Origin of the sequence: Leptolyngbya sp. GGD, from assembly GCF_026735145.1 — a bacterium.
Lineage (GTDB): Bacteria > Cyanobacteriota > Cyanobacteriia > Leptolyngbyales > Leptolyngbyaceae > Leptolyngbya > Leptolyngbya boryana.
This window is the reverse complement of sequence record NZ_JAPQKE010000009.1, coordinates 102,692-127,831: the sequence shown is the minus strand read 5'-3', so window position 1 is coordinate 127,831 and position 25,140 is coordinate 102,692. Positions and strand designations below refer to the sequence as shown.

Sequence of the window (25,140 nt, the reverse complement as noted above, 5' to 3'; positions counted from 1 at the left end):
AGGAGACTCATTGATAGAAAAAGACCTGATAGCTTGAGCAGATTGGATCGCAAACAGGCTACTGAGATATGCGGCGGATTGCTCTGTGCTGTGCTTGTTTCTAAATTTGTGCAAGAAGTTGAACTGCCGTTTGTGGCAGTCTAGGTAGGGCAATTGTTGAGCAGATTTGACCTGATTCAGTTTAGAGAATTTCATGAAAGCGATGTTCTCGTTCTAGGTTAAACGTTTGTATAAGAAACGTTTGTCTCTGCAAAAACTTCAGCTTGAAATTTAGGTTTAACCCAAATTTCTATTTTTATAATGAAAGACAGCTTACCTGTGATCAGCAATGAACTCCCCCAATGCTCAAACACGATTGGAATTGATTCTACGCCTCCTCTCTTGTCCTAGCGGTCAGGAGGTGGAACTGCTTGAGTCGAATATAGCCTTAGTTACCATTGATTTGATTGCAATGATGCAGCAGGTAGCAGAGCGCTTACCACGGCAGCCTGGGACGAAAGATGCTGAATGGCTGATTAACTTAGCTCAACAATTAGATGCATTCCTACACCTTGAATCGCAAGAAAATATTGCGCCTTCAAATGAGGCAGATCAATACCAAGTTTTCATGCAGATGCTACAAGCAGTTCTTGAGAGTAGAGGCAATTTAAAAAAGGCTAATACTTTACTGGAAACCCACATAGATCAAATTAATATCACTTGGATCAACTTATTACAGAACTGGTGCATTAATGTTCTTGCACAGGCTAAAGATGAGAACACTGAAACTGATCAGGTTGAAGTCGTTGCAGCGATTCTCTACAATGTTGGTAACTTATTTCTCGAATTTTTGTCAGGTTCTCTGTCGCTTAATCTTGAAATTGCGATTGAAAGTTATGAATTGGCTTTAAATCTATATCGTCAATTGGAACTCCAAGAGAACCTGTTTCAAACGCTCACCAATCTTGGGAGTGCATATAGTAAACAAGCAGAAACAGGGATTTGCACCTCTGCTAATTTGAAAGCTGTCGAATCCTATAAAGAGGCAGGTCAGATTCTACGTGAATTAGGACGGCAACAGGAGTTATCACTCACTCTAACCAATTTAGGAATTGCCTACTGTGATCACGCAGATTTTGGAGTTGATTCAGCTATCAATCTACAGCGAGCGATCGCAGCTCATTTAGAAGCACTTGAAATTCGCCGCCAATTTGAGTTGGAATTAGATTGTTCAGTGACTCTCACGAATTTGGGAAATGCTTACCTTGCTCAAGCTGAACTAGGGATTGAACCTGCTAGTAATCTTGCAAAAGCGATCGCTAGTTACACAGAAGCTGTCAGCATTCGGCGGAAATTGAAGCTAGAAGCTAGCTTATCTGCACCCCTCATCAATTTAGGCAGTGCCTACCGCACTCAAGCTCAACTTGGGATTGACCCAACAATTAGTTTGCAGCAAGCGATCGAAATTTATACAGAGGCGGTTTGCATCTTGCGACAAAATCGGCAGGAGCGAGATTTGTCTACTGCTCTCAACAGTTTGGCGAATACTTACCGAAGTCAGGCGGAACTCGGTATTGATCCTATTCTCAATTTACAACGTTCAATTGAAACCTATACAGAGGCAGCCCAAATTCTTGCTCAAGCAGAGCTACAGAGAGATCTATGCCAAGTCTTGAATAACCTAGCGATCGCTTATCGGACTCAAGCTCATTTAGGAATTGATCCTGCTACCAATCTAAATAAAGCGATTCAGACGTATCGAGAAGCGGTGCAAATTCTTCGTCAACGGGAACTTAAACGAGATTTGTCTTCTACTTTAAATAACCTGGGAATTGCCTATCGGACGCAAGCGGAGTTAGGAGTTGAGCCTGCCGCTAATTTGCAATGGGCAATCGACACTTATACAGAAGCAGTCGAAATTTTCCAACAGTTATCATTGGATCGCGAGCTAAGTCATGCTCTCAATAATTTGGGAGGCGCTTATTTCGCACACGCTGAATTAGGAATTGAGGCTACTACAAACTTATGCCAAGCGATCAATACTTACGTCAGAGCAGTTGCAATCCGTCGTCAACCTGGATGGGAACGGGATTTATCTCAGACCCTCAATAACTTGGGAACAGCTTACCTGACCCAAGCTCAACTACAAATTGAACCCATTGCTAATTTACAAAGAGCGATTGATGCCTATGCCGAAGCAGCACAAATTCTTCAACCAGATCTGGAATGGGAATTGTCTACAATTCTAGACAACATAGGGACAGTCTATCGCACCAAAGCCCAACAGCAAATTGAGCCTAGTATAAATCTAAAAAAAGCGGTGGAAGCCTATACACAAGCTGCCCACATCCGTCGTCGGGCGAGATTTGAACGAGGTTTATCCCAAACACTGAACAATCTAGCAACGGCTTACCGTACTCAAGTTGAGTTAGGGATTGAGTCTAAGGTAAATTCTCAGTTAGCAATTACAGCATATCGAGAGGCTTTACACGCTTTTGACCCTCAAATTCTTCCAATGGACTGCCTTAGAACAGGTCGTAATTTAGGCAATTTCGCTTTGTCCCAACAGTGGTGGGAAATCGCGATCGAAGGTTATAAGCCTGCGATTGATGCTGTTGAGCAAACTCGTTTTCTATCCTTTTCTGAATCTCGTAAGAAAGAAGTGACGGAAGGAGCACTTCAGGTTTATCGAAATATTGTTCAAACGTATATTCAACTTGGAGAATATGATAAGGCTCTAGAATATGCTGATCGCAGTAAGACTCGTAATCTTGTTGAACTGCTTGCTATTCGAGATATTACACCCAAAGGTGACGTTCCTTCTGACACGCTTCAGCACTTGCAGACGCTACGCCAAGAAATTCTAATGGCAGAACGTTGTCTCGATCCTGACCTAGAACAGATTGGCTCCTTACGCCAAAAGCTACACAGTTTCATCCAAACACAGATTCAACCGCTTGATCCTAGTTTCTCTCTGACTCAAAAAGTCGAGTCGATCGATTTTTCTGCAATGCAAGAAACATTGCCTGATGACCGCACTGCGCTTTTAGCTTGGTATGTCGTGGGAGAATGCATTCTTACTTTCATTGTTACTCGACAAGGAGCACAACCTCATCTAATTCAAGTAGGAAGAGAGTCGCGCCAAGCTCTGGTTGTGCTTGCGAACCAATATTTAGATTGTTACATCGAAGATAAAGCTGCTTGGAAGGCTCAACTGTCTGATTTTTTGCAGGAAATTGCTACTTTGCTCAACCTACCTGCTGTACTTCAATGCATTCCTGATACTTGCAACCAGCTTATTCTGATTCCTCATATCTTTCTACATCTGCTTCCCCTCCATGCTTTGCCTATTCAAGACGATCAAGGGCACTCTTACTTGCTCGATCGCTTCCCTGGCGGTCTAAGCTATGCTCCCAGTATTCAACTACTACAATTGAGTCAAACTTGGAGTCGTCCATCATTGCAACATTTTTTTGGTGTGCAGAATCCTACAGAAGATCTCAGTTTTACTGATCTGGAAGTGGCAACTATCCGCAAACACTTTCATCCTTATGATGATGTATTAGAGCGAAACCAAGCTCAGAAACAAGCTTTCAACCCAGAGCGTCTTGCTCAAGCTAATATTGCTCATTTTTCCTGTCATGGTTATTTCAATCTTGAAATTCCCAGTCAATCGGCTTTGCTTTTAGCAGGAAGTAACGCTGTAGAAGCATCGATTTCTAACGATCGAACGCGCTTTTGGACGAATCGTAATAGATCTGTGATCGATCTAGAAAAATGCCTCACTCTTGGCGATATCTTTGCTTTAGACTTACGCCAATGTCGCCTTACAATCCTTTCTGCGTGCGAAACAGGACTGACAGATTCTAAATCTCTTAGTGACGAATACATTGGGTTGCCCAGCGGTTTTCTCTATGCTGGTAGCTCTAGTGTGGTCAGCAGTCTTTGGACAGTGGATGACCTCTCGACAGCTTTTCTAATGATCAAGTTCTATGAAAATCTGCAAGACTCTGAAGAGTATCCTACTGTGGCACTTGCACTTAATCAAGCTCAGCTTTGGATTCGCAAGCTAACTAAAAAAGCCCTACTAAAATGGATTACAGATAGCCAGATTCCCCTAAGCGCATCTCTCCGTTTGGTTTTAGCACGGAGGCTATACACAGTGTCAGATGATGAGTATCCCTTTAATTCCCCCTTTTACTGGGCTTCATTTTCTGCGATCGGGCAGTAAACTTCACTCACATCACTCTTACTGCCCAATTGCTTGAAATGCTGCCCAATAATGTGGGTGTTGAAAGGGGCAAGCGTCTTCAGCAAAGGCGTTCAGATAGCGATTAATTTGATATTTAAGAGAAGGTTTATCTAGGACAGCAGCAAATATGGAGTGATTTTTACTCAACCAAGTCTCTAGTTCTTTTCTAGTACAATTGAGAAGCCAAGATTGAGCGTTTCTAATTGCCGTTGTGGGCGATTCAGAATCTTGAAAATCCTGGTAGAACCGAAGCATTAGAAAAATAGTTGATCGATCATCGACTGACCAAAGTGACACAATTACGCTTGGAGTTCCAGCCGCGACTAGAGCGCGAGACAACCCAATCAATCCATCTCCAGAAATTCTCCCTAGTCCAGTTACGCAAGCGCTCAAAACCACAAGATGAGCTTGGAGTTGTAGATTGAGAATTTCACCTGCTACCAAAAAGCCGTTGTCCTCTTCTGCTGGTGTAAGAGCAATGCCACCCGGCGCAATTTCTGCGATCGCTTCCGGGACACCCAGCAAGCGAACATCTTCCCAGATTCCATGAGTTGCGAAATGAATCAATCGAGCTTGTACCATCTGTGTAACGACAGCTTCTTTCGTTGCCTGCTTGCCAATCATTGCTGAAGTATCGAATAGAGATGCGATCGCAACTGCTTCTGCCTCAGATCCAGGTAGCTGCTCAAGCGGCTCAGGTGAGTCGCTTAATGGAAAGACTGGCATTGTTGGGTTGCCTATGACGAGAACAGGAGCATTTTGGGCTGAATCTCTCGCCTGAGCTTCGAGAAATTCTCTTCGCTGACGAGTGAGTTCAAGGATTTGGATAGAAGGAGAAATCTGAATCGTATGGCTCTCGATCAAGAATTTGCCATCTGGGTCTTGTAAGCCTGCGAATGGAACTAAAAACAGACTGTCTTGCGGCATGAAGACAACAGGCTGCTCATTATTCTGAGGTAGAAGATTGTGAATAGGCTGAATCAGTAGTTGATACAGTTGCTGTGCCCATGAAAAATTAGAACGAGAGCTTGCACGATCAATGTTGATCGTGTCGCGATCACTAGGCTCATAAGCGTCAAGAATAAGATGATGTAGGAAGATTTTTTGTTGAGTCCAAAGCTGGCTCAAATCAACGATTCTAAAAGTGATTTCACCATTCGGTTGGATTACCCAAATCAATAACTTCGACTCTCGGACTTGTTTTCGGTTGTCAAGATCCACGTAATCATAAGCGATTGAATACTCAATAAGCGCTGCATTCTGTAATTGAGCAATTTGTCGAATTTGTTCAATTGTCGGTGGTGTGGGAAGTTCTTGAGCTTGTGTGGAGAATCGTTGAGATAATAGTTCGGCAAATGCGCGGGCACGTCCTCTTTCTGCGATCAGAAGTGCTTCTTCAACTTTTCCTTGTCCAGCTAATGCAAGCTGTAAAAGATAGTAGATTCTTGTTTGTTCACTGCTTAGTGAAATCTTGTCGGCATCCTTTAAGCCTGTTCTAAGTGACTCCCAAACTTGCATTCCTTGGCAAAGCAACTGTTCTGCTTCGCTCAAATTTCCCATTTGATAAACTGCGATGCCTAAATTGTTCAGAGAAGTTCCTTCTCCTTTCACATCACCAATCGTTTTAGCCAAAGTAAGGGACTGTTGATGATATTCGATCGCTTGCTGATACTGCCCCAGCAAATAATAGACGCGACCTATGTTATTCAAACAAGTGGATTCTCCCTGACGATCGCCCAGTTCCCGCTTTATGGCTAAAGACTGCTGATGATACTCTAGTGCTGCTTGATACTGCCCTAATGTATCGTAAGCATTGCCTAACCCCCCAAGTGCATTAGCTTCACCTTGTCGGTACTCGATTTCACGAGCAAGGGATAATTGCTGAGTGTGATATTGAATAGCTTGTTCGTATTGCTCTAAGCTGTCATATGCATTGCCCAAGCTGTTCAACGTCTGGATTTCTTCGCGCTGATTTCCGGATTGGTGAGAAATTTCTAAAGATTGCTGATAGTACTCGATTGCTTTCTGATACTGCCCAAGGGAATTGTAGGCACTCCCTAAATTATTGAGTGAAATCGCTTCACCTCGACGATCCTCGATCTCGCAGCAGATGGTTAGGGATTGTTGATGATAAGCGACAACTTGAACATATTGCCCTAGTGCATCGTAGTCATTTCCTAGATTATTCAGTGCATTGGCTTCCCCTCGCGAGTTTCCAATAGCCTGTGCAATTTCTAGTGCTTGCTGATGATATGAAATCGCTGTGCGATACTCTCCACGAGCATAATATGTGTTGCCCAAGTTATTGAGCGCGTTTCCCTCACCTTGACGCTCTCCCAATGTCTGACACATTTCTAAAGCGCGTTGATGGTAATTTTCTGCTGTTTTATACTGCCCTGAGTCATGATAAGCATTGCCTAAATGGGTCAAAACATTCGCCTGCTGGTAGCGATCGCGTAATTCCTCGAAAACATTTAGCGCTTGCTGATAATAACTGATCGCTTTTCTTGAATCTCCAGTTACATAGTGAATAAATCCCAGATTCCCTAGAGAATTAGCTTGTCCTTGAGAATCATCGATTTCCTTGAACAATTTGAGGGCTTGTTGATGGTTGTGCGTCGCTTGTGGATAGTTACCAAGCGCTTCATACACATTGTCTAAATTTCCTAAAGCCATTGCAATACTAAGTTGATCATGAAGAGTTTCAGCGATCGCGAAAGCTTTTTGGTGAGCATCGATCGCACGCTGATACTGTCCCAGAAAGTAGAAAACAGTTCCTAACCCGTTATGGGCTTTGAACTCGTCTGACTGGCTGTGAATCTTCTGGGCAAGTGCTAATTGCCGTTGGTGAAATTCTAAGGCACTCCCATAGTCCGCCATGATGCTGTGAACAATCCCTAGATGATTAAGCGCTTCAACTTCTCCTTGAGGATAATTACTCTGCTGATAGAGGTTTAAAGCTTCTTGCCAAGCTGCGATCGCGTCGTCAAATTGACCTTCTTCATAGTAAGTCATGCCTTGCTCTAGACAGGCTTGAGCTAACTCCAGTAATTTATTCTTAGTGCTGGGAGTACGAGAAGCTCTTCGTTTCAGCCAATCGACGAATTTCATCTGACGTTCCTCTGCGCTGTTGAATCTGTCCCCTGTTGACAATATTCTCTCTAAATCATTGCTTTGTGCTGCGGAACCACTGAAGCCATCTCCATTTTCGATGTTTGGGGCGAATTATCCAGAAAGTAATCCCTCCTGCTATAAAAGCGGCTAGAAAACTAACGAGCAGTGTTAGAACAAAAGGGTGAATCGTATTTGTCGTGAACGGTGACTTAAAAGGACGTTCAAGGTAGCTTGACCCTGAACCCACGATCGAGCCTGCTGCTAATCCAACGCCAACGACTTGAATAATTTGCCCTAATTTACGATCGATCTCTGCTTGCTCAATTTCGGTTAATCCTCGAATCGCATCAATGTACTGCTGAATCATCTGCTGTCCTGGTTCTAAGTACTTGCGATCAATCTGGATTTGCTTCAGAAATCGACGTTTAGCGAGGGCGGAAAATTCTTTCAGAAACTCGGCATCGGTTCCTGAAAGTTTTGAGAATTCAGATAGCTCTTGATCAAAGTTCTCGATGTTTGTTGCAACAGTAGTTTCCTGATCAGACAGATTTCTTAAATACTCAATATACTGCGTTGCATTTTGAGGAAGTTGTATCAGTGCTTCTTTGAATCGCTTCAGACGATCAACGGCTTGATGATCCTCGTGTAACTTCTTTAGCTGCGTTTCAATTTTGTTGTATAGTTGCTTAGCTTGTTGATGGCATGTTCTTGACTGCCGATAAGCATAGAGAATAGTGTGCCGAGCATTCAGGAGCAACAATAGATAAGCTGTGGCTCGCTCTATTTGTTCATTGCCCAGGTCATGGTAGCTAAACCAAATTAGGGCATGATAATGATTCGTTAATCCAAACTTGCAGTTATCGAATTCAAATACTAAGCCATTTAGAAAAGAACCTTGTCCAACGAGTTCGATTGATGGGTCTTGAAAGATCTTCTCAACACATTTCTTTGCCAATGTTTCGTACTCTCTAACAGCACCATTAGGCTTTGCAAATAGCACTAAAGTTTGACCATATAAACCTGGTAGATTAGAGAGAATAAGACTCTTCCGAGGGTTAAGTTGATCAAGATGACTCAACGGAAGTGCTTCTGAAGATCCTAAAGTGAGATCAGCAGCGTAGGAATTATGAATTCGGTACGGAGTCAGAAAGCCATTGATAGGCGGAGCTAATTGTAGATCCAGCGTATCATTGCTGTCTTTAAGCAAAATTTGGTACTCCTGCTGGTCTATCCGCTCAGGAGTGAGTAGTTCTTGCCGAAGATTCTGAAGAACCGTAGACTGGACGACTTTTCCAATTTCACTTAATTGTTTCCAAAAATCATTGGAATCCGTATCAGGCTGCTCGGCGTTATTGCTGCGGTAAGAATGAAAGGCGTAAAGCGTCAGACTACAATTACAGAGTTTCGGATCTAGCATCAGTTTTGTTTAGAGGAGTCTGAAGGGTTCTGAGATTCTGGTTGCTTGTCATCCTGGTCATTCCGCCGCATCATATTTTCGAGCAAATTATTTTTTGCTTGTTTTGGATCAAGGCGAGTCGGACGATTGCCGGGTCCTCGCGATGTCGCTGAAGTTTCTTCGAGCGGAAGTTCCATGAGTGCCTTGTAAATTTTGGGTTGACCCTCGCACCAGGCTGCGATCGCATCTGATAAACCTTCAATGTCATCCGGTGCGGATTGAAGGGTAGCTGTGAGCGAGTCTCGATCTGCTTCGGTGAATAATTCTGGTTGGTTCTGAAGTAGTGTTTGAAAATCTTGAATCATTTCTTCATAAGGAGACAGCCCTGACATTATGACCTCCTATTGCCCGATCGCGCAAAATCCTGCCCAATAGCGAGGCTGCCGAAACGGTTGACTCTCATCAGAACAGTTATACAATCTTTGAGCCAATCGCACCCGCATCGTTGGACTTTTTTTATAAAACGACTGCTCGACCAGCCATGTCTGAAGCTCAGATTTGGTGACTTCTCGCAGCCATCTCTGTGCTTGGTTGAGCGCGATCGCAACCGAGCCACTGTTTTTCAGATTGCCGTAAAATCGAATCATCAGCAAGGCAGTCAGAAGATCATCAACCTGCCATAGCGAACTAACAACCGATGCGCTACCTGCATACAAGAAGGCGCTGGGTAGTCCAATGTATTCATCAATCGGAGTACTGGCATCGATTTTTCCGGTTTCACAAGCTGAAAGTGTTACGAGCCGACAGTGTTTCAAGTCGAGCTTAAAAATGTCTTCTAGCCGAAGTGGGCTGTCTGCCAGAAACAGTGCGGATCGCTGAGGATGCTCTGGATCAAAATATCCGTGGCAGGCAAAATGCAAACAATGGATAGAATCGAAATCTTGCTCATTAAAGGTGGCTTTGGTTGCCTGTTTTTGCTTCAGAATCTGAGCCGATTTGAATGAGGACGTGATCGCTTCTACCTCTGCGCTGGCATGATCTAGATTGCCTGTCACCCCTACTCCGTCTGGATTCTCAATAGCGATAATATTTGAGAAATCAGAGCGTTCTCGCATGTGAGACAGTCTTAGCAGTTGGCAACTAGGAGCATAAAAAACACCTTGCGGAAATCGCTCAAATAAACAGGGATGTACTTTGGTTGCCATTGCATGGAGCGGAAAGAGATGCAAGCCGCGATGAGGAATGAAGATTAATCGCTCATAGTTTTCAGGTATTTCGGCTAGTAGTTTATCGAAGCACAGAATATCTGCTAACTCTTCCATGCAATCATCTAGACTGTCAAACCACTCGTTCTGATTTTGATTAGAATCTGTCAAATATTGCTGCGTCCAGACTCTCAGCCTTTGAATACTTTGCTCTGTGGAAACTTGAATTTTAGGTTCAGTGGCTCCGGGTGTGATGATGAATGTAATCAACTTGGAGCTAGTCGCATACCAAATGATGACTGATGTATGCTGGTCTAGCATCGATCTAAGTTGCTTAAATTGAAAATCTGTACCTTGTGGAAAATGCTTTTGCTGTATTTCTAAAGCTTTCTGCTTGAGCGATCGCAATTGATGTTGGGATAATGTTGGTTCCTGTGTTGCTTTTGCTAAGAGTCTTTGCTCAAGGGTTTTGATTTCACGCTGCAAGGCTTGGAACTCTTGGGCGACTTTTGGTGGAAGATGATTCTGAGCTTCACGGTTGAGGATTAACTCGACTAAACCTCTGGTTCTGCTTTGTTCAGCGCATTCTAATGCTGGAATGACTTGTTCTACTTCAATGTAGCTCTCGACTAAGTCTGCGTAAACTTGAATTGCGCCTTCCAAAATTTCTCGTCTCCGCTCTACGGTCAAACCCCAAATACGTCCGGCTTCAATTGCAGATAGTGCAATTTTGTACGCCTTAATCGCATCTAACCATCGTTGAGCTTTAAATTCCATATTGCCTAGATTTCTAGCAAATTTGAAGCATTCAATCGAGTGACTGGAAGGCTGGATAATTTCTAATGCGGACCAATAGAACTTTTCGGCTAATTCAAGCTCATTGATCGCAGAATAAATGTTTCCAAGACTGTTCTGAATTGCTGCCCAGCGCTCAGAATATGACTCGCGACTGTAGATCTGTAAGGCGTTGTTAAAAGCAGTCACCGCTTCATCGATTTGACGGGTTTCAGTTATTTGAATCTTTAAGCAATGGGCATTTCCTAAGTTGTACTGAATATTCGCCCATTCTGCTGGATAGCGATCGCGGGTGTGAATTTCGAGAGCAGAATGATAATAGCAAATAGCTCGATCCAAACTTTTGGAAGAATTGGTTCGATTACCGACGCAGTAGGCATTTCCCAATGCACATTGCAACAGTGCCCATTCATCTGGTTCAGTTTCTCGATCACAAAGTTCTAGCGCATCCTCGTAACATTGAATCGCTAAAGTGGTATTGTCGTCGAGATTACCGTTGGGGTTTTCGATATAGGCGATTCCTAAATGAGTCAGTGCAGACACTTGAGGGAGCCGTGAAAGCAACGGAGAAACTGTTTTGAAGACCTCGATCGCAACTTTGTAAAGTTCAATCGCTGTGTTCAAATTTTCAGACAAATCTCCTGAAGTTCTCTCACAGTATACAGTCGCCATATTAGCCTGCACCTCCGCCCATTGAAGCGGAAATCGACTGCGCGTTAGAATGCTAGAAGCAATCTCATAGCCTGCGATCGCAATTTCTAAATCAAGCGACCTTCGATCTCCACGAAACTCTTGTATTAGAGTACAGAGAAGCACGAGCCTATTGGCTAGATTATCAGAATCGAATGATCTTAGTGTTGAGAGCCTGTATTTCGTCCAATTCCTCAAGAATTCTGGGAAGTGGTTATCCAATTTCCCTAAATATTTCTGAATTAACTGCCTAAGCTCTACGTTGTTAAGCGTGGTTTGAAAGGCTTCTTCTAAGAACTTTAAGGCTACTGCTCTTGGCTTTAGAAGCCCATCAACTTTTCCGAACCCTTTAGTCATACTTCTGCATTCGATGAGTTCTGATCGTTCTCAACGATAGTCTCGAAATAACAATCTCACGCACAAATCATAGCTCTCTATCAAGTTCTAGAGCCATCTGTTAAGTTGGTTAAATTTTTCATTCTATTCATAAATTAAAAGTAAAAACTGTGAAGCTCAACAATATATACAGTTCGTTTGAACTATTTTATATGTAGCGTTTTTGATTACGTGATGTATTATCTATACGCTATACGTTGATTCGGGTGGAGTGTAGGATGGTGTTTCGAGGACTATTTGTTGGGATTGATCAGTATGCTGCTTCTGAACCATTTCGGCTCAGTTGTGCGAAACGAGATGCAACTGCCCTTCATGCGTTATTTTACGACACGTTGGGTGGAAACCCTGATCTCTTGGTAGATCAGGAGGCGACTGCTTCAGAAATTCGGAAGCGCCTCAATGCCCTTACACACTGTGAGCCAGATGATGTCGTTGTTATTTCATTTTCAGGGCATGGTACTGATACTCATCATCTCGTGACCCATGATACGAGCCTAGCGGATCTCGAAAATACTTCGATTGCGCTAGATGCCCTAATGGAGATGATTACGCGAATTCCAGCACGGCGATTGATCTGTTTTTTAGATTGTTGCTTCTCTGGCGGACTAGGGGCGAAGGTACTACACATCGAAACAGTTCCCCGAAATTCAAGGTCGGTTGAGACACCTCTGGCTCAACTTTCTGGGGAGGGGCGTTTGATTTTAACCGCATCAAGCCCAACGGAAGAAGCATCTGAGAACTTACGTCTTCGTCATGGATTACTAACGTACTTCCTGCTTGAAGCCCTCCAAGGCGCACCGACAGTTCAGCAGAATGGACAACTTCCGGTCTATCGGCTTCTAGAATATGTGACGCGGCGTGTCATTGATGCTTCGACACAACTTGGTAAACCACAGCATCCAACTCTGCGCGGGCAGATTGAAGGTGAGTTTGTGTGGCCCATTTTCCGACCTGGCGATCGATATCGAGCGATGTTCCCGGAGCGAATTCAGCCCAGAATTACTGCTAATATTCACAGCCTCGAAGTCTATGGATTCCCTAGTGCCCTCCTAAATGCTTGGGCAGGTGCAATTCCATCCTTGAACCCAATGCAATTGGAGGCAATTCAAGAGTATGGCTTGTTAGAAGGTCAACATCTTGCTGTTTCGGCTCCAACCTCATCCGGGAAGACGCTGATCGGTGAACTCGCTGCGCTTAAAGGAGTTCTTGATCGACAGCGAGCAATCTTTTTGCTTCCGTTGAAAGCACTGGTGAGTGATAAATATCACAGCTTTACAGCGACGTATGGAGATTATGGAATCGTTACAGTTCAAGCGACAGGAGAAACCGATGACATTACTCCACTGCTGCGTGGGCAATTTGACATCGGGTTGCTGACTTATGAAAAATTTACAGCGATCGCACTTGCCTATCCTCACATTCTTAGTCAAGTCGGTACAGTTATTGTTGATGAAGTACAGATGGTAGCAGACGATTCGCGAGGAGTGAACTTAGAATTTATTTTGACACTTCTAAAGATCCGTCGCAAACAAGGAATTGAACCTCAGATCATCACTTTATCTGCGGTGATTGGAGAAACGAATGGCTTGGAGCGGTGGCTTGGAGCGCAACTTCTCCGGTATACCATGCGCCCAGTTCCGCTTGATGAGGGAATTCTACTAGCTGATGGGCGATTCCGATTTATAGACGGTATCTCTGGTCAGGAGCAGATTACAGAACCTTTATTTACCCCTGAGTATCGCAAAGGGCGGAGTCAAGATTGGATCATTCCGTTAGTTCAAAAATTGGTCAGCGAAGGGCAGCAAGTTATTGTTTTTCGTGAAACAAAAGGTGAAGCGCGTGGCTGTGCGCTGTATCTCGCACGAGAATTGGGATTGTCTTCAGCCCAAGCTACACTAGATACTCTGCCAACAGGCGATGCTTCAAGGGCTTCACAGGATTTAGCATTAGCGTTGCAAGGCGGTGTTGCGTTCCATACTAGCGAATTAGCACCTGAAGAACGACGGGTGATTGAAGAACAGTTTCGTGCTGATTCCTCATCAATTCGGGTTATTGCTGCAACAACGACCTTAGCAATGGGGGTCAATACTCCAGCTTATTCGGTTGTAATTGTAGGGTTACAACATCCAATAGGGGGAGGAGCGTTTACGCCCTATTCGGTTGCAGAATATAAAAATCTTGTGGGACGAGCAGGGCGACAAGGTTATACCGATCGAGGAACCTCGTATTTGCTGGCTCTAACTCCCCATGATGCTCACTACTATTGGACTCAGTATGTTAAGGGATCACCTGAAAATATCGCGTCTCGTTTTCTGAATGCTGAGACTGATCCACGATCGTTGATCATTAGAGTGTTAGCAGCAGTTCAGCAGCTTACAAAACAAGGTGTTTTCGCAAATGAAATTATCGAATTTCTAGAATCTAGCTTTGGCGCATTTCAGCAGATGCAGGTTGCACCGTGCTGGAGTTGGAATCGCATAGAAATGGTGAAAGCGTTGGAGGACTTATTGCGGCATCAATTGGTTGAAAAAGATGCTAACGATCACTACTACCTGACGGAGATCGGGCAACTAGCAGGACAATCAGGTGTAGAAGTCGAGTCAATTATTCGTATTGTAGATTGCCTCTCGCCACTCAATCCAGACTCTATCAACGACCCAACACTTCTTGCTACTACTCAGATGACAGTTGAACTCGATCAAGTTTTGTTTCCAATCAACAAGCGAAGTACAAACAAGGAACCTCATGCATGGAAGCAGATGCTGATGGGGCAGGATGTTCCTGAAAAAATGATTGCTTCGCTAACGCAGCGTAACTCTAATCCACATCAAGGAACTTTAAGAGCAAAGAAAGCGATCGCTTGTTTGCTTTTCATAACGCCACGCACGATTCTGGAAATAGAAACGATGCTGACTCAATTCGGCGGTGCTACAGGTGGTGCAGCAGGTGCAATTCGAGAAGTCACTGCCCGTACCTGCGATTTATTACCCCTTGTGGTTCAGATTGCAGGTATTCTTCATCCAACGATCTCTGATCTTGATCGTCGATTATCTCGTCTGTTAATTCGCCTAACTCTAGGTATTCCATCCACCGCAGTAGATGTTGCTCAGGTTGCTGGATCTAAACTGACACGAGCAGATTATCTACAGCTTTGTAATTCAAGCTATATCAGCATTGATAAGATTGAAAGTAGCGGCGATGATATGTTACTCCCACTGATTAACCAAGATGTTGATAAGTTAGCGGTTCTTCGACAGGCAGTAAACACTTTTCAACAAAAAGAGTACCTATCAGTTCCACCTTTAGAACAATATGAAGCCTGAATATGGCAGTATTGATCAGTCTTATTTCACGACTCGAAAATTGATGAATCAATAGCTATGCCAAAACTCATCAGAGCAGTTTTCTAAATGCTCTGATGAGGTAATAATTTGTGGATGTGTCAATTCATAGACACGCCGATGATTCGGATGTCTATTTCAGCTTTCTCGCTCTCCAACTTAGGTCGACTTATTTAAAGCGGATCATAATGTTTGCAAGAATTGAGAAAGCGTCAACACAGGCTTGCATTAAAGGAATATGCTTCTGTTCACATCCTTTGAGAACGACAAGGTTCTCGCCTTACGCACGCTTTGAGCGCAAGGCGTTGTTAAATCGCTCAATGTAGCTGGTTAAGCGGCCGCTTTTATCTAAAGCACCCGACGCGTAGCGATCACACATCTAAATTCCGGTAACAGGGCTGAAAGTTATAGAGCTAGGCTGATTGGATTTTACTATAGTTGCCGATCGATTAATTGCCGAAACAATCCATCCTGGCTAGCAAGCTGATCAAAATTTCCACGTTGAACAAGCTGTCCCTTTTCTAGCACATAGATTTGATCGGCATTGCGAATCGTACTGAGGCGATGGGCAACCACAATCCGGGTAACGTTAAGTCGATCGAGGCTTTCACTGACGATCGCTTGGGTGCGATTATCCAGCGCACTGGTGGCTTCATCAAAGAGAAGAATTCTGGGATGGAGTGCTAAGGCACGAGCGATGAGGAGCCGTTGGCGCTGTCCACCGGATAGGTTGGTTCCACCTTCACTGACGACCGTATGCATTCCCATGGGCATGGTGGCAATGTCATCGGCTAGACCGGACATCCGAGCTGCTTCCCAGGCTTCATCCATGCTGATTAGGGCATTACTGGCAATGTTCTCAAAAATTGAAGCAGACATAACGCGGCTGTTTTGCAGTACAACTCCTAGTTGACGCCGGACAGCATGAATATCAAGTCCTGCCAGTTCTTGTCCGTCGTAGCGAATGCTGCCCGACTCAGGAACGTCAAAGCCCAGCAGCAATCGTAATAGGGTTGATTTGCCGCTGCCGGAAGGTCCAACCATCGCTATAAATTCGCCGGGTTCTGCGTGGAGGCTGACATTGTTGAGGATGAGTGCGCCATCGTCGCGATATCGGAACTGAATGCGATCGACGTTGACTCGTCCAGAGAGCCGTCCTGGATCTGCTTTTGTGGTATCAATCTCCGGTGTTGCATGTAGAATCGGTTGCGCTCGTTCCCATAGCGGTAGCACTTCAAGCACATCTACCACCGTTGTACTCAAGGTTGTGGCTCCGCTAATAAAGGTGCCAAAGGCAGTATTAAACGCAAGAAAGGTTCCGGTCGAAAGCCCCTGATTGGATTGTCCCGTTTGAATGAAATAGACCGAACACGCAAACAGAATCGCAGGGGTTAATGCAGAGAGGATGTGATTAATTACCGTTAAATTGTCTTCGATCGCTTCTGTGCTGAGCGTTAATTTCAACTGTTGACGATACTGTTGCCCCCAATAGGCAAAGGCTCGTGCCTCTGCTCCGGCAACCCGAAATTTAGCAACACCATTAATGATCTGTACCATCATGCCGAAGAGTTTTCCTTGCTGATCTAGCAATGGACGAACTCGCTGAAGGGTCATGATTCCGGCAAGAACCGTGACTGCAATATTCAATAACGCAACGAAGACAGCAATGAGAGCAAGAGAAGTGTTGTAGTAAAATAGCAATCCTAAATTTAATAATGAAAACACGCTAGAGAATAAACTTTTTAGAATCGTGCCACTGAGCTTCTGGCGAATTTGACCGATCACAGAAACTCGTGCGCTCAGATCCCCAATGGAATAGGTTCGGAAGAATGAGACTTTGAGATTCAGTAAGCGATCCCAAACGGCTGCTTGAGTTGCAGAATCGGCAAAGGTTTCTAATCGGGTTACTGCAATCCCTTGTGTAAATTGAAATAAAGTCGTTCCTAACGTGGTTGCAAAGAGTCCTAGCGCAATTTGGATGAGTAGAGATCGATTGGCATCTGGAATGGCGTGATCCATCAAAATCGCGGTTGCTTGGGGGGTGATCATTCCGATCAACGTGGCTGCAATGCCTGTAAAGATCAGTGTTAACAGCTCTTTGGTATGTCCTTGGGTGGCAAATTGTAGGAGATTCAGTGCTTTAAGTTTTTCGGGCAAAGGGCGATAGAATGTATACGCTGTGGGAGAAAGGGTGAGCGCCGTTTGTCGATCGCAGCGTTTGCGAACATTTTGCAAGGGATCGATGAGGTCATATTGCGTTTCTGAAATGGGAATCAGCGCTACAGGATATTCCTCTTCGATAGTGTAGGCGAGGAATGCGCCACAATCTTGTTTCCACCATTGATCACACAGTGTAATCCGCCGCATCCGAATCTGAGAGGCGCGTGCGATCGCATCGAGTGGATCTCGAACTCGTTGCAAATCCTCAGACTTGGCGGGTGGACGAATTGTGATTCCCAGAAATCTCCCAACGGCACCCGCTGCAATTAAAAGTGCTTCTTCGGGATTGATTGCTGGTTTTGTGGGAGAGCCGTCAGGGTGATCTGGCTCAAAAACCGTTGCGAGATTGGAAAGTGTGGTTGCGATCGCTTGGTTATTGAGATGTTCTCGCGCTTGAAACCGAATTAATTCTTGTTGTAGATCTTGTTGCTCAAGCTGTTGAATGGTTTGGAGAACAAAAAGCTGGAGCTGATGAATTCCGTTGAGTAAAATTTCATCGTCTGTGATGCTATTAACATTGCAATAATCGATTTCTACAATGTCAATGGCATTTAACCATAGATGTGTTTGTAATGGGATTCTACCCGTTGAAAAATTGATATCTATCGAGCCTAAAAATTTGGCATTTCCCTGAAGAATTTGCGCCCAAACCACAGTTCCATGCATTGGCTGAAACACTTCCCCTTCTGCAAGAATGCCACATCCTGTGGGTTCAAAGGGCGTTGGCAAGCGAGGCGAGACCATTTCTGAAACTGTAGAGCCGAGATGATGCACCCATCGATCGATTAGTTCTCGATTTAACTCATGTACTGGCATCAGTTCCGTTTCTTCTAATGCGACCGCTAATAGTTGGTGCTGTACGCCTGCGGTTTCCCAATGAGCCGAGAACATCGCTTCTCCCGCTTTGACACTGAACAGATAGCGGCGTTTCCCTTTAGGTGTGCCGTGTTCCACTGCGATCGCAAAGACTGCTAAGGAACCGGATTGAACCAGCCAAATTGTCTCACGATCGTTGAGTAATAACGGCTCATTGCTTTTGAATATGTAGGTTTCCGGCAATGGGGAATCGTTTTCTGTATGCGTGTCTTTGTAATTATCTTCTGCCAACATACTTATGCTTCCTCTAGCGATTCGCCTTCGCTTTTGATCAACTGCAAATAGGTTCCTTCCACTTGCCGTAATTCTTCATGGGTGCCACGCTGAACCACTTTGCCCCGCTCAAACACAATAATTTCGTCACAGTCGCGAATGGTGCTGAGCCGATGCGCCACAATTAAACAGGTACAGCCGCGTAGCCGTAAGTTATAGTCAATAATTTTTTCTGTTTCCGTATCGAGTGCGCTCGTCGCTTCATCCATGATCACGATCGAGGGATTGTTGACTAAAGCGCGGGCAATTTCTAAGCGCTGTCTCTGTCCACCACTGAGGTTCGTTGCCCCTTCGAGCAAATCGGCATTGTACCCACCCGGCAGCGATAGAATCACATCGTGAATTGCCGCATCCCGGCAGGCTTGAATTAAGTTGCGATCGGGAATCGTGGTATCCCAAAGTGTGAGGTTATCGCGAACAGTCCCTTCAAACAATAAAATATCCTGCTCGACCATTGCGATCGAATTTGCCAACACCGATCGCGGCAAATTTACTTGTTCATCAAAGAAGATTTCACCCGACCAAGGTTGATATAGCCCTGCAACCAGTTTCGCGATCGTTGATTTGCCCGAACCACTGCCGCCGACTAATGCCACTCGTTGACCAGGTTTGAGCGAAAGATTAAAGTTTTCGATTAGAGGAGGAGCCGTTCGGTTATATCCAAACGTGATGTTGCGAAGTTCAAGATAGCCTTGTAATTTGGGTTGCGAAGGGGATAAGCTTTGCTTTGTTGTGATTGGATCGGTGGGATTTCTTAAAACATCATCCAGTCGATTCAAGTTCCCTTCTAATTCCTGTAGATCGCCACCTAAACTAATCAGTTGATTCACAGGTTGCATAAACTGTTGCATCAACGATTGAAACGCAACGAGCATCCCAATGCTGAGAGCACCATCCATTACCCGTAACCCGCCCACTGCTAATAGCAGCATTGAGGTTACTCCGGAGAGGAATGCAGGCAGGGTTCCTAGGCGTTGGTTGAGACTGCTCATTTCCTGGCGGACATTGATTGCTTTCGCATAATGCCCTGCCCAACGGGCGAAAAAGTCCGATTCCAAGCCTGAAGCTTTCAGGGTTTCCATGCTTTGCAACCCTGCGATCGCTACTCCGCTGACTTTTCCCTGTTCCTGCATTAAACGCACATTGTTATCTGCCCGTTGTCGCCCGACCCATTGCAACATCAAAAGGTTGACAACGACAAAGACAATACCAATGAGAGTGAGAATTAAATCATATTGCAGCATTACGATCGCATAAAACACAACCATGCCCGCAGAAATTACGGTCGTTGCGAGTTGCCCCGATAGAAGACTAGCTAAGCGATCGTTGAGTTGAATGCGACTACTAATTTCTCCCGCAAATCGTTGATCGTAAAAGCTCACAGGCAAATGCAAGATATGCCAGAGAAAACGGCTGGACATCGACATCGCTAATTTGATTTGCATTCGCCTTAGTAATTGCAGTTGTAATCGTGTGAGTAATCCAGTCAGAATTGCTGTGAACAACATGCCAAATATCAGTGGACGCAACCAATCATCCCGTCCTTGAATCAAAACTTGATCAATGAAAACTTGTGAAAACGTGGGCATTGCTAGTCCGGGCAATACTAATAAGAAACCCACTAACACCGCATAAATGAGCGAACCAATTGAATGGCGTAGCCTGTCCCATAGTGCTAACGCAATACTCGGTTTGTGTCCTCCTTTTTGAAAGTTTGGACTCGGTTCAAAGACGAGAACAACGCCTGTAAATGCCTCACTAAACTCAGCGATCGACACCGATCGAGATCCAGTCGCAGGATCATTGAGGTAAACTCGCTGCTGACGAAACCCCTCAACCACGAGAAAGTGATTGAAGTTCCAAAAAACAATGTAGGGACACTGTAACTGCTGCAAGCCGTCGAGATCGACCTTAAAGCCCTTTGCCTGCAATCCATAGCTACGAGCAGCATTAAGAATATTGGAGGCTTTACTCCCATCGCGTGAAATGCCACAGGCTTGCCGAAGTTCGGGCAGTGGAACAATTTTCCCGTGATAGCCCAAAATCATTCCCAGTGAAGCGGCTCCACATTCGACTGCCTCCATTTGGAGGAGGGTTGGGGTACGGCGAAGGCGTTGGGGTGAAATCGGAGTGGGTGAGGGATTCTCGGTTTTCTGAGAAGAAAAGCGATGAGAAAAATAGTGTAGAAATCGCTGCATGATCTTAATTCATCCCAGTCCAAGATTTGAGAATGGGCAAGACAAAGGTAATGGGTGCTCGTTCTTCTACCGTGATTCGTACTGTGCTAGTCGTTCCTGGTGTAATTTTTTGCTCGGCTCCTTTTGAAGATGACCAGCGATAGCCACTGGGTGTTGATTCATCTGTCTGAGGTTCCGTAAACACTGCAATCTGAGGTCCCTCTGACATCACACCCGGCAAAATATCAGGATTGCCAATCAAACTGGCTGCCCCTTGTTGAGTCATGGGATAAGCAGAAATTGTTTTCACCTTGCCTTCGATGCCACCAAATTCTTCTCGCTTGACGGTTGTTGGTGTAATTTGTACCGGCATTCCTGCTTTTATTTTCTTCCCTTCACTGACCGGAAGAAATGCAATATTAACCAGTTGTGCCGAGGATTCTTGTGCTGCGATCGTGCCTATGCCGACTCCCGGTTCTAGCCGTTGTCCTGGCTTTGCAGTTATTTCTAACACTCTTCCCGAATAGTCACTGACAATTTGGCTATTTTGCCGAAGCTGAAGTTCTAACTGAGCAATTAATCGTTGTGTTTCCTGAATTTCTTTTTGGCGATTGATATTGGTTGACAGATCCTGCTCTGCTTGTGTTGCAATGCGGCTGTCTAGGGCTTTCAATTGCGTGTTTAACTCATCTTCCTGGTTTACATTACGGAGATATTCTCGTTGAGCATCTGCTTCTTTTACATCAAGCTGCTTGAGTTGGGATTCTACCTCGTGAATCTGAGCTTTTGCATTGAGATAGTCCTGTTGTGCCTGAAGAGATACGTCTTTAGTGATCGCGCCTTTGGTTAGCAGTGCTTGACGTTCCTGCCATCGTTGATGATACACGGGCAGCAAATCCCGTAAGGTTGCGACGCGTTCCTGAAACTTTTGCCGTTCGCGTTGAATTGCCTCTAAGCCTTTTTCTCGCAAAATGGGAGTGAGAGATTGTACCGTTTGGAGGCTTTGTTGAATCGTTTGTCGCTGCTCTGCGATCGCCAGTTGTTCCACCGAATTCCGCTGAGTTTGGGCTGAGTTAGCAGTTTGATCTTGCGCTCTCAGTTGAACCAGTTTTTCTCGTGCGAGTTGCAATTGGCTTTGTAGTTCCGACTGATCGATCGTGGCGAGAACTTGCCCTTTCTTGACAACATCCCCAACCTCTACAGTTACGGTGAGAATGCGACCAGAACTTTGAGCTTGAACGGTTGTCACTTTACTGGGATAGACCAATACTCCCCGACCTGTAACGGTCATGGGAATTCGCCCCACAATGCTCCAAGTTGCGCCCGCAATCACCAGAGAGCCAAGAGCGACGAGGGATAGCCAGCGTTGTGGATTGACGACTTGAATGACTTGATCGAGCCGTTCGGGAGAAGCCGCTCGCTTCAATGCTTCTTGGCGAAACAGTGTGTTTTGTTGCGTTTTCTGTTCCGTTGTCATTGGCGTTTACCTGATTATTGAGATTAGTCTGTTTCAATGAGTCTGTTTCAATGAATCCGAACTCGCTTTAACATCCATTCAAATCGCGCTCCTGCCAGTGCCATCTGTGTCAGGAAGTGGTTGCTGAGTTCATTAGCATAGGTGGAATCTAGGGATTGTCCTTGGCTGTAGGTGAGTCTGCCATAACCGAGACGAGAGACGATCGCTTGTTGTTTGTCAGCCAGTAACATTGCTAGAACTCGGTAAAACCTGGCAGCAAATCCAATGTCATGTAATAACTTTGCGGATAAGCGCCATTGCGGAATGGATAGAATTTGCGATTCCCGTACTGCTCGTACATTAACAGTCAATGCTTGAGCTTCGATCAATGGGGTTTCGCCGATCATGTCCCCACGAGATAAGCGTGCGAACTCTCGTTCGATCTCAGGATTGTTCTCCAAATTAGAAAACACCGTAGCTAATGGGTTGCCGTCTTCTTCAGAAGTGGTTAGCGCGATCGCACCATCGAGCAAAATGTGTAACGCCTCGATCGGGCGATTGCGACGAATTAGAATCGTTCCAGCCGCGACTTGGTGGACTCGTCCTGCGGCAATGAGCCAGTCAATATCGCTGTCCTGAAGTTCTGCAAAGACAATTAATGCTTCTCGCAGTTGGGGTTGGCTCAATACGACGGTACTGCGTCCCAGTTGATGAATCATTTGCTCAAGTCGATGAGCAAGTAAAACTGCACTCGCTCGATAGAGATGGGCAGCAAAACTTGGATCTTGTTCAAGTTTTTGTAGGAGGCGCGATCGAGGAATCGATAAAATGCGCGATCGCGTCAGGGTGCTAGTCGTTGTAGAGGGGATGTAAGTCTCTAAAAATGGAATTTCTCCCACAATTTCACCGCTAGATATTTGTGCGATTTCTCGCCCTATCATCTTGCCTCCTTCCAAAGCAGCAAAAGCTCGTCCCAACGGGTTCTGTTCGCTGTGTGCGAGTGAGACTGTTAATTTACCCTCTAATAGAATGTGAAAAGTAGGGAGTGGCTGCCCTTGCTGAATTAGAACTGTTCCTGGTTCGAGATTAGATTGCTGTCCCGCAGCTAATAGCCAATCAATATCTTGATTGCTTAGCTCCTTGAGAAGAATTTCTGTCATAGATCAACTCCCGATCGATTGGGGTATAGAGAGTATTAGTTTCTTCTACCAAAGAAGCTAGATAAGTTTTTAAGGATGTTCAGTACATCTTCGATAGAACTGAAGCCACTTCCCCCAAATTGGAAGGCAGAGGAGAATGTATTGGAGTTTCCCTGTGAGTTTCCGCGTTTGCGCCGCCCTCGTCGCGTGAAACTGATTTGTTGATCAAAAATTGAACCAGATAAGAAGAAACTAATTCCACCTGAAATTTGATCGAGTTCTTGCTCAGAGAGTTCAAGTATGGTTGAAAATTCTGTGCGATCGTCTTGCGAACTTTTCTGACAATTGGACATGGCTTATTCCCTGCAAAGTTGAATGGTTAAGGAAAGCTAGTTCTACGAGCGAGATGCTTATGCAAAGCCACGCATAAAGCTCAAGAAAAAGATCTCCGACTTCTTCAGGAAATCGGAGATCTTGAACTCACTAAGGAGTTTACTTAGCTAATGGCAAGGCTTTGACCTGCCGAGCTTCCATTGATTTGGAAGTTAAAGACTGATGCGGTGCCACTGCCTTGAGGACCTGCAAAGGTTTGTTGGGCAACGGTCATATTCTTTTGAATGAAATCATTGGCTGAGGATTGTGCGAATCCGTTGGCATCACCGATCGTGACAGATAATCCACCTGCAACAACATCGAGTTCAGTTTCCGACAGTTCAACAGCAACGAAGTTAGACTTGAGTTCAGACATGGTTATGTTCTCCTATAAATTAAGGGTTTGCAATGAGTTGGTTAATGATTTTGGCAATGGGTTAGGCAATCATAATGCCATTGTCATCATTAATCATGGGCGGATCGACATCTGTGATGACAGAATGACTTGGTTGAGATCCAGGCATGCTAGAAGAAATTGGGCAAGTTTTAAGAAACTCTGTCAGTGCGTCAGAAACATATTGATTCAGATTGGTTAGCAAACTGGTGTGAGTTGCTCCGTCTGAAACTGACTCTCCTGCTCTGAGAGTTCCACTGCACCTGATTTAGAGATCGCTTCAACGCTCATTATCCATTCCTCAATCTAGCTGATGACAATGCTTTGACCCGCAGAGCTACCAATTTCTTGCAGATTGAAGACCGATGCGGTTCCGCTACCGTTAGGACCTGCAAAGGTTTGCTGGGCAACGGTCATATTCTTCTGGAAGAAATCGTTCGCGGCGCTTTGGGCATAGCCTTGAACATCACCGATCGAGACAGCAAGACCACCCGCAACTTGATCTAACTCAGTTTCAGACAATTCGGTAACAAGATTCGATTTGAGTTCAGACATGATTGTATTCTCCTAAATGAATAGATGTCAGTGAGCGATTAAGAATTGATAGAGTTGGGAGGAGAATAGATTGGCTAATTCGCCTCCCTCAATGCACTAGCTGATGACGATACTTTGACCCGCGGAGCTACCGATTGCTTGTAAATTGGTCACAGAAGCGGTACCACTACCGCCAGGACCTGCGAAGGTCTGTTGTGCTACTGTCAGATTTTTTTGGAAGAAATCATTCGCTGCACTTTGGGCATACCCTTGAACATCACCGATCGCGATAGCCAGTCCACCTGCAACTGTATCCAGTTCGTTGTCAGAGAGTTCTACAGCGTTGATGTTGGTTTTGATTTCGGATGTCATTGTGATTCTCCTTAAGATGAAATTAGGGTGTTGTAAGTTTTAGCAGCATGAACTCGTTTTTGTGTTTTGAGTTGTCTCTGCTGCGTTTCGTGTTCTGTTGAACATGTACACACTATAGGGTTTGGCAATTGGGTTGCACATCGACAGAACGTTTGAATA

14 protein-coding genes are annotated in these 25,140 nt (G+C 44.8%); 2 read left to right on the top strand and 12 right to left on the bottom strand.

The window, feature by feature from the left end:
• The first annotated feature begins 328 nt into the window (after window positions 1–328).
• The gene (locus OU814_RS27350) at window positions 329–4,210 is read left to right on the top strand and encodes a CHAT domain-containing tetratricopeptide repeat protein (RefSeq protein WP_268242761.1); all 3,882 of its coding nucleotides are present in this window, start codon (window positions 329–331) and stop codon (window positions 4,208–4,210) included.
• An 18-nt stretch (window positions 4,211–4,228) separates the two neighbouring features.
• On the opposite strand, the gene OU814_RS27345 is transcribed toward OU814_RS27350, so the two are convergent.
• Genes OU814_RS27345 through OU814_RS27330 form a run of 4 tightly spaced genes read right to left on the bottom strand, consistent with a single transcriptional unit; the run spans window position 4,229 to window position 11,557 of the window.
• Window positions 4,229–7,342, bottom strand: a complete 3,114-nt coding sequence (locus OU814_RS27345; protein WP_268242760.1) for a CHAT domain-containing protein — start codon at window positions 7,340–7,342, stop codon at window positions 4,229–4,231.
• A gap of 55 nt (window positions 7,343–7,397) precedes the next feature.
• Window positions 7,398–8,762 (bottom strand): hypothetical protein, encoded by a 1,365-nt coding sequence (locus OU814_RS27340; RefSeq protein ID WP_268242759.1) that lies wholly within the window; start codon window positions 8,760–8,762, stop codon window positions 7,398–7,400.
• On the bottom strand, window positions 8,762–9,133 hold the full coding sequence (locus OU814_RS27335; RefSeq protein WP_268242758.1) for a hypothetical protein: 372 nt from the start codon (window positions 9,131–9,133) through the stop codon (window positions 8,762–8,764). Before OU814_RS27335 ends, OU814_RS27340 begins: the two co-directional genes overlap by 1 nt.
• A 9-nt stretch (window positions 9,134–9,142) precedes the next feature.
• A complete protein-coding gene (locus tag OU814_RS27330; protein ID WP_268242757.1) occupies window positions 9,143–11,557 on the bottom strand; it encodes a CHAT domain-containing protein in 2,415 nt (804 codons plus the stop codon).
• 488 nt (window positions 11,558–12,045) lie between these two features.
• Here OU814_RS27330 and OU814_RS27325 point away from each other — a divergent pair, with 488 nt between their 5' ends.
• On the top strand, window positions 12,046–15,150 hold the full coding sequence (locus OU814_RS27325) for a DEAD/DEAH box helicase (RefSeq protein WP_268242756.1): 3,105 nt from the start codon (window positions 12,046–12,048) through the stop codon (window positions 15,148–15,150).
• Window positions 15,151–15,600: 450 nt separating this feature from the next.
• Here OU814_RS27325 and OU814_RS27320 read toward each other — a convergent pair whose 3' ends face one another.
• From OU814_RS27320 to OU814_RS27285, 8 genes are all read right to left on the bottom strand, one after another.
• A complete protein-coding gene (locus OU814_RS27320) occupies window positions 15,601–18,498 on the bottom strand; it encodes an NHLP bacteriocin export ABC transporter permease/ATPase subunit (RefSeq protein WP_268242755.1) in 2,898 nt (965 codons plus the stop codon).
• 2 nt (window positions 18,499–18,500) lie between these two features.
• Entirely contained in the window at window positions 18,501–20,735 is a 2,235-nt protein-coding gene (locus OU814_RS27315) for an NHLP family bacteriocin export ABC transporter peptidase/permease/ATPase subunit (protein ID WP_268242754.1), read from the bottom strand.
• Between the two features lie 4 nt (window positions 20,736–20,739).
• Window positions 20,740–22,191, bottom strand: a complete 1,452-nt coding sequence (locus tag OU814_RS27310) for an NHLP bacteriocin system secretion protein (RefSeq protein ID WP_268242753.1) — start codon at window positions 22,189–22,191, stop codon at window positions 20,740–20,742.
• Between the two features lie 47 nt (window positions 22,192–22,238).
• The gene (locus tag OU814_RS27305; RefSeq protein WP_268242752.1) at window positions 22,239–23,330 is read right to left on the bottom strand and encodes a cyclic nucleotide-binding domain-containing protein; all 1,092 of its coding nucleotides are present in this window, start codon (window positions 23,328–23,330) and stop codon (window positions 22,239–22,241) included.
• Window positions 23,331–23,365: 35 nt separating this feature from the next.
• Entirely contained in the window at window positions 23,366–23,662 is a 297-nt protein-coding gene (locus OU814_RS27300) for a bacteriocin (RefSeq protein WP_268242751.1), read from the bottom strand.
• Between the two features lie 143 nt (window positions 23,663–23,805).
• Window positions 23,806–24,057 (bottom strand): CTB family bacteriocin, encoded by a 252-nt coding sequence (locus OU814_RS27295; protein WP_268242750.1) that lies wholly within the window; start codon window positions 24,055–24,057, stop codon window positions 23,806–23,808.
• 324 nt (window positions 24,058–24,381) lie between these two features.
• The gene (locus tag OU814_RS27290; protein ID WP_268242749.1) at window positions 24,382–24,630 is read right to left on the bottom strand and encodes a CTB family bacteriocin; all 249 of its coding nucleotides are present in this window, start codon (window positions 24,628–24,630) and stop codon (window positions 24,382–24,384) included.
• A gap of 96 nt (window positions 24,631–24,726) precedes the next feature.
• Window positions 24,727–24,981 carry a CTB family bacteriocin gene (locus tag OU814_RS27285; RefSeq protein WP_268242748.1) on the bottom strand — a complete coding sequence of 85 codons (255 nt, stop codon included), beginning with the start codon at window positions 24,979–24,981 and terminating at the stop codon, window positions 24,727–24,729.
• Window positions 24,982–25,140 lie beyond the last annotated feature (159 nt).

Coding starts and splice junctions, on each gene's coding strand:
- OU814_RS27320 (WP_268242755.1), bottom strand. CDS start 18,498: ATGTTGGCAGAAGATAATTACAAAGACACGCATACAGAAAACGATTCC.
- OU814_RS27285 (WP_268242748.1), bottom strand. CDS start 24,981: ATGACATCCGAAATCAAAACCAACATCAACGCTGTAGAACTCTCTGAC.
- OU814_RS27345 (WP_268242760.1), bottom strand. CDS start 7,342: ATGAAATTCGTCGATTGGCTGAAACGAAGAGCTTCTCGTACTCCCAGC.
- OU814_RS27310 (WP_268242753.1), bottom strand. CDS start 22,191: ATGACAACGGAACAGAAAACGCAACAAAACACACTGTTTCGCCAAGAA.
- OU814_RS27325 (WP_268242756.1), top strand. CDS start 12,046: ATGGTGTTTCGAGGACTATTTGTTGGGATTGATCAGTATGCTGCTTCT.
- OU814_RS27340 (WP_268242759.1), bottom strand. CDS start 8,762: ATGCTAGATCCGAAACTCTGTAATTGTAGTCTGACGCTTTACGCCTTT.
- OU814_RS27305 (WP_268242752.1), bottom strand. CDS start 23,330: ATGACAGAAATTCTTCTCAAGGAGCTAAGCAATCAAGATATTGATTGG.
- OU814_RS27315 (WP_268242754.1), bottom strand. CDS start 20,735: ATGCAGCGATTTCTACACTATTTTTCTCATCGCTTTTCTTCTCAGAAA.
- OU814_RS27350 (WP_268242761.1), top strand. CDS start 329: ATGAACTCCCCCAATGCTCAAACACGATTGGAATTGATTCTACGCCTC.
- OU814_RS27295 (WP_268242750.1), bottom strand. CDS start 24,057: ATGTCTGAACTCAAGTCTAACTTCGTTGCTGTTGAACTGTCGGAAACT.
- OU814_RS27300 (WP_268242751.1), bottom strand. CDS start 23,662: ATGTCCAATTGTCAGAAAAGTTCGCAAGACGATCGCACAGAATTTTCA.
- OU814_RS27290 (WP_268242749.1), bottom strand. CDS start 24,630: ATGTCTGAACTCAAATCGAATCTTGTTACCGAATTGTCTGAAACTGAG.
- OU814_RS27335 (WP_268242758.1), bottom strand. CDS start 9,133: ATGTCAGGGCTGTCTCCTTATGAAGAAATGATTCAAGATTTTCAAACA.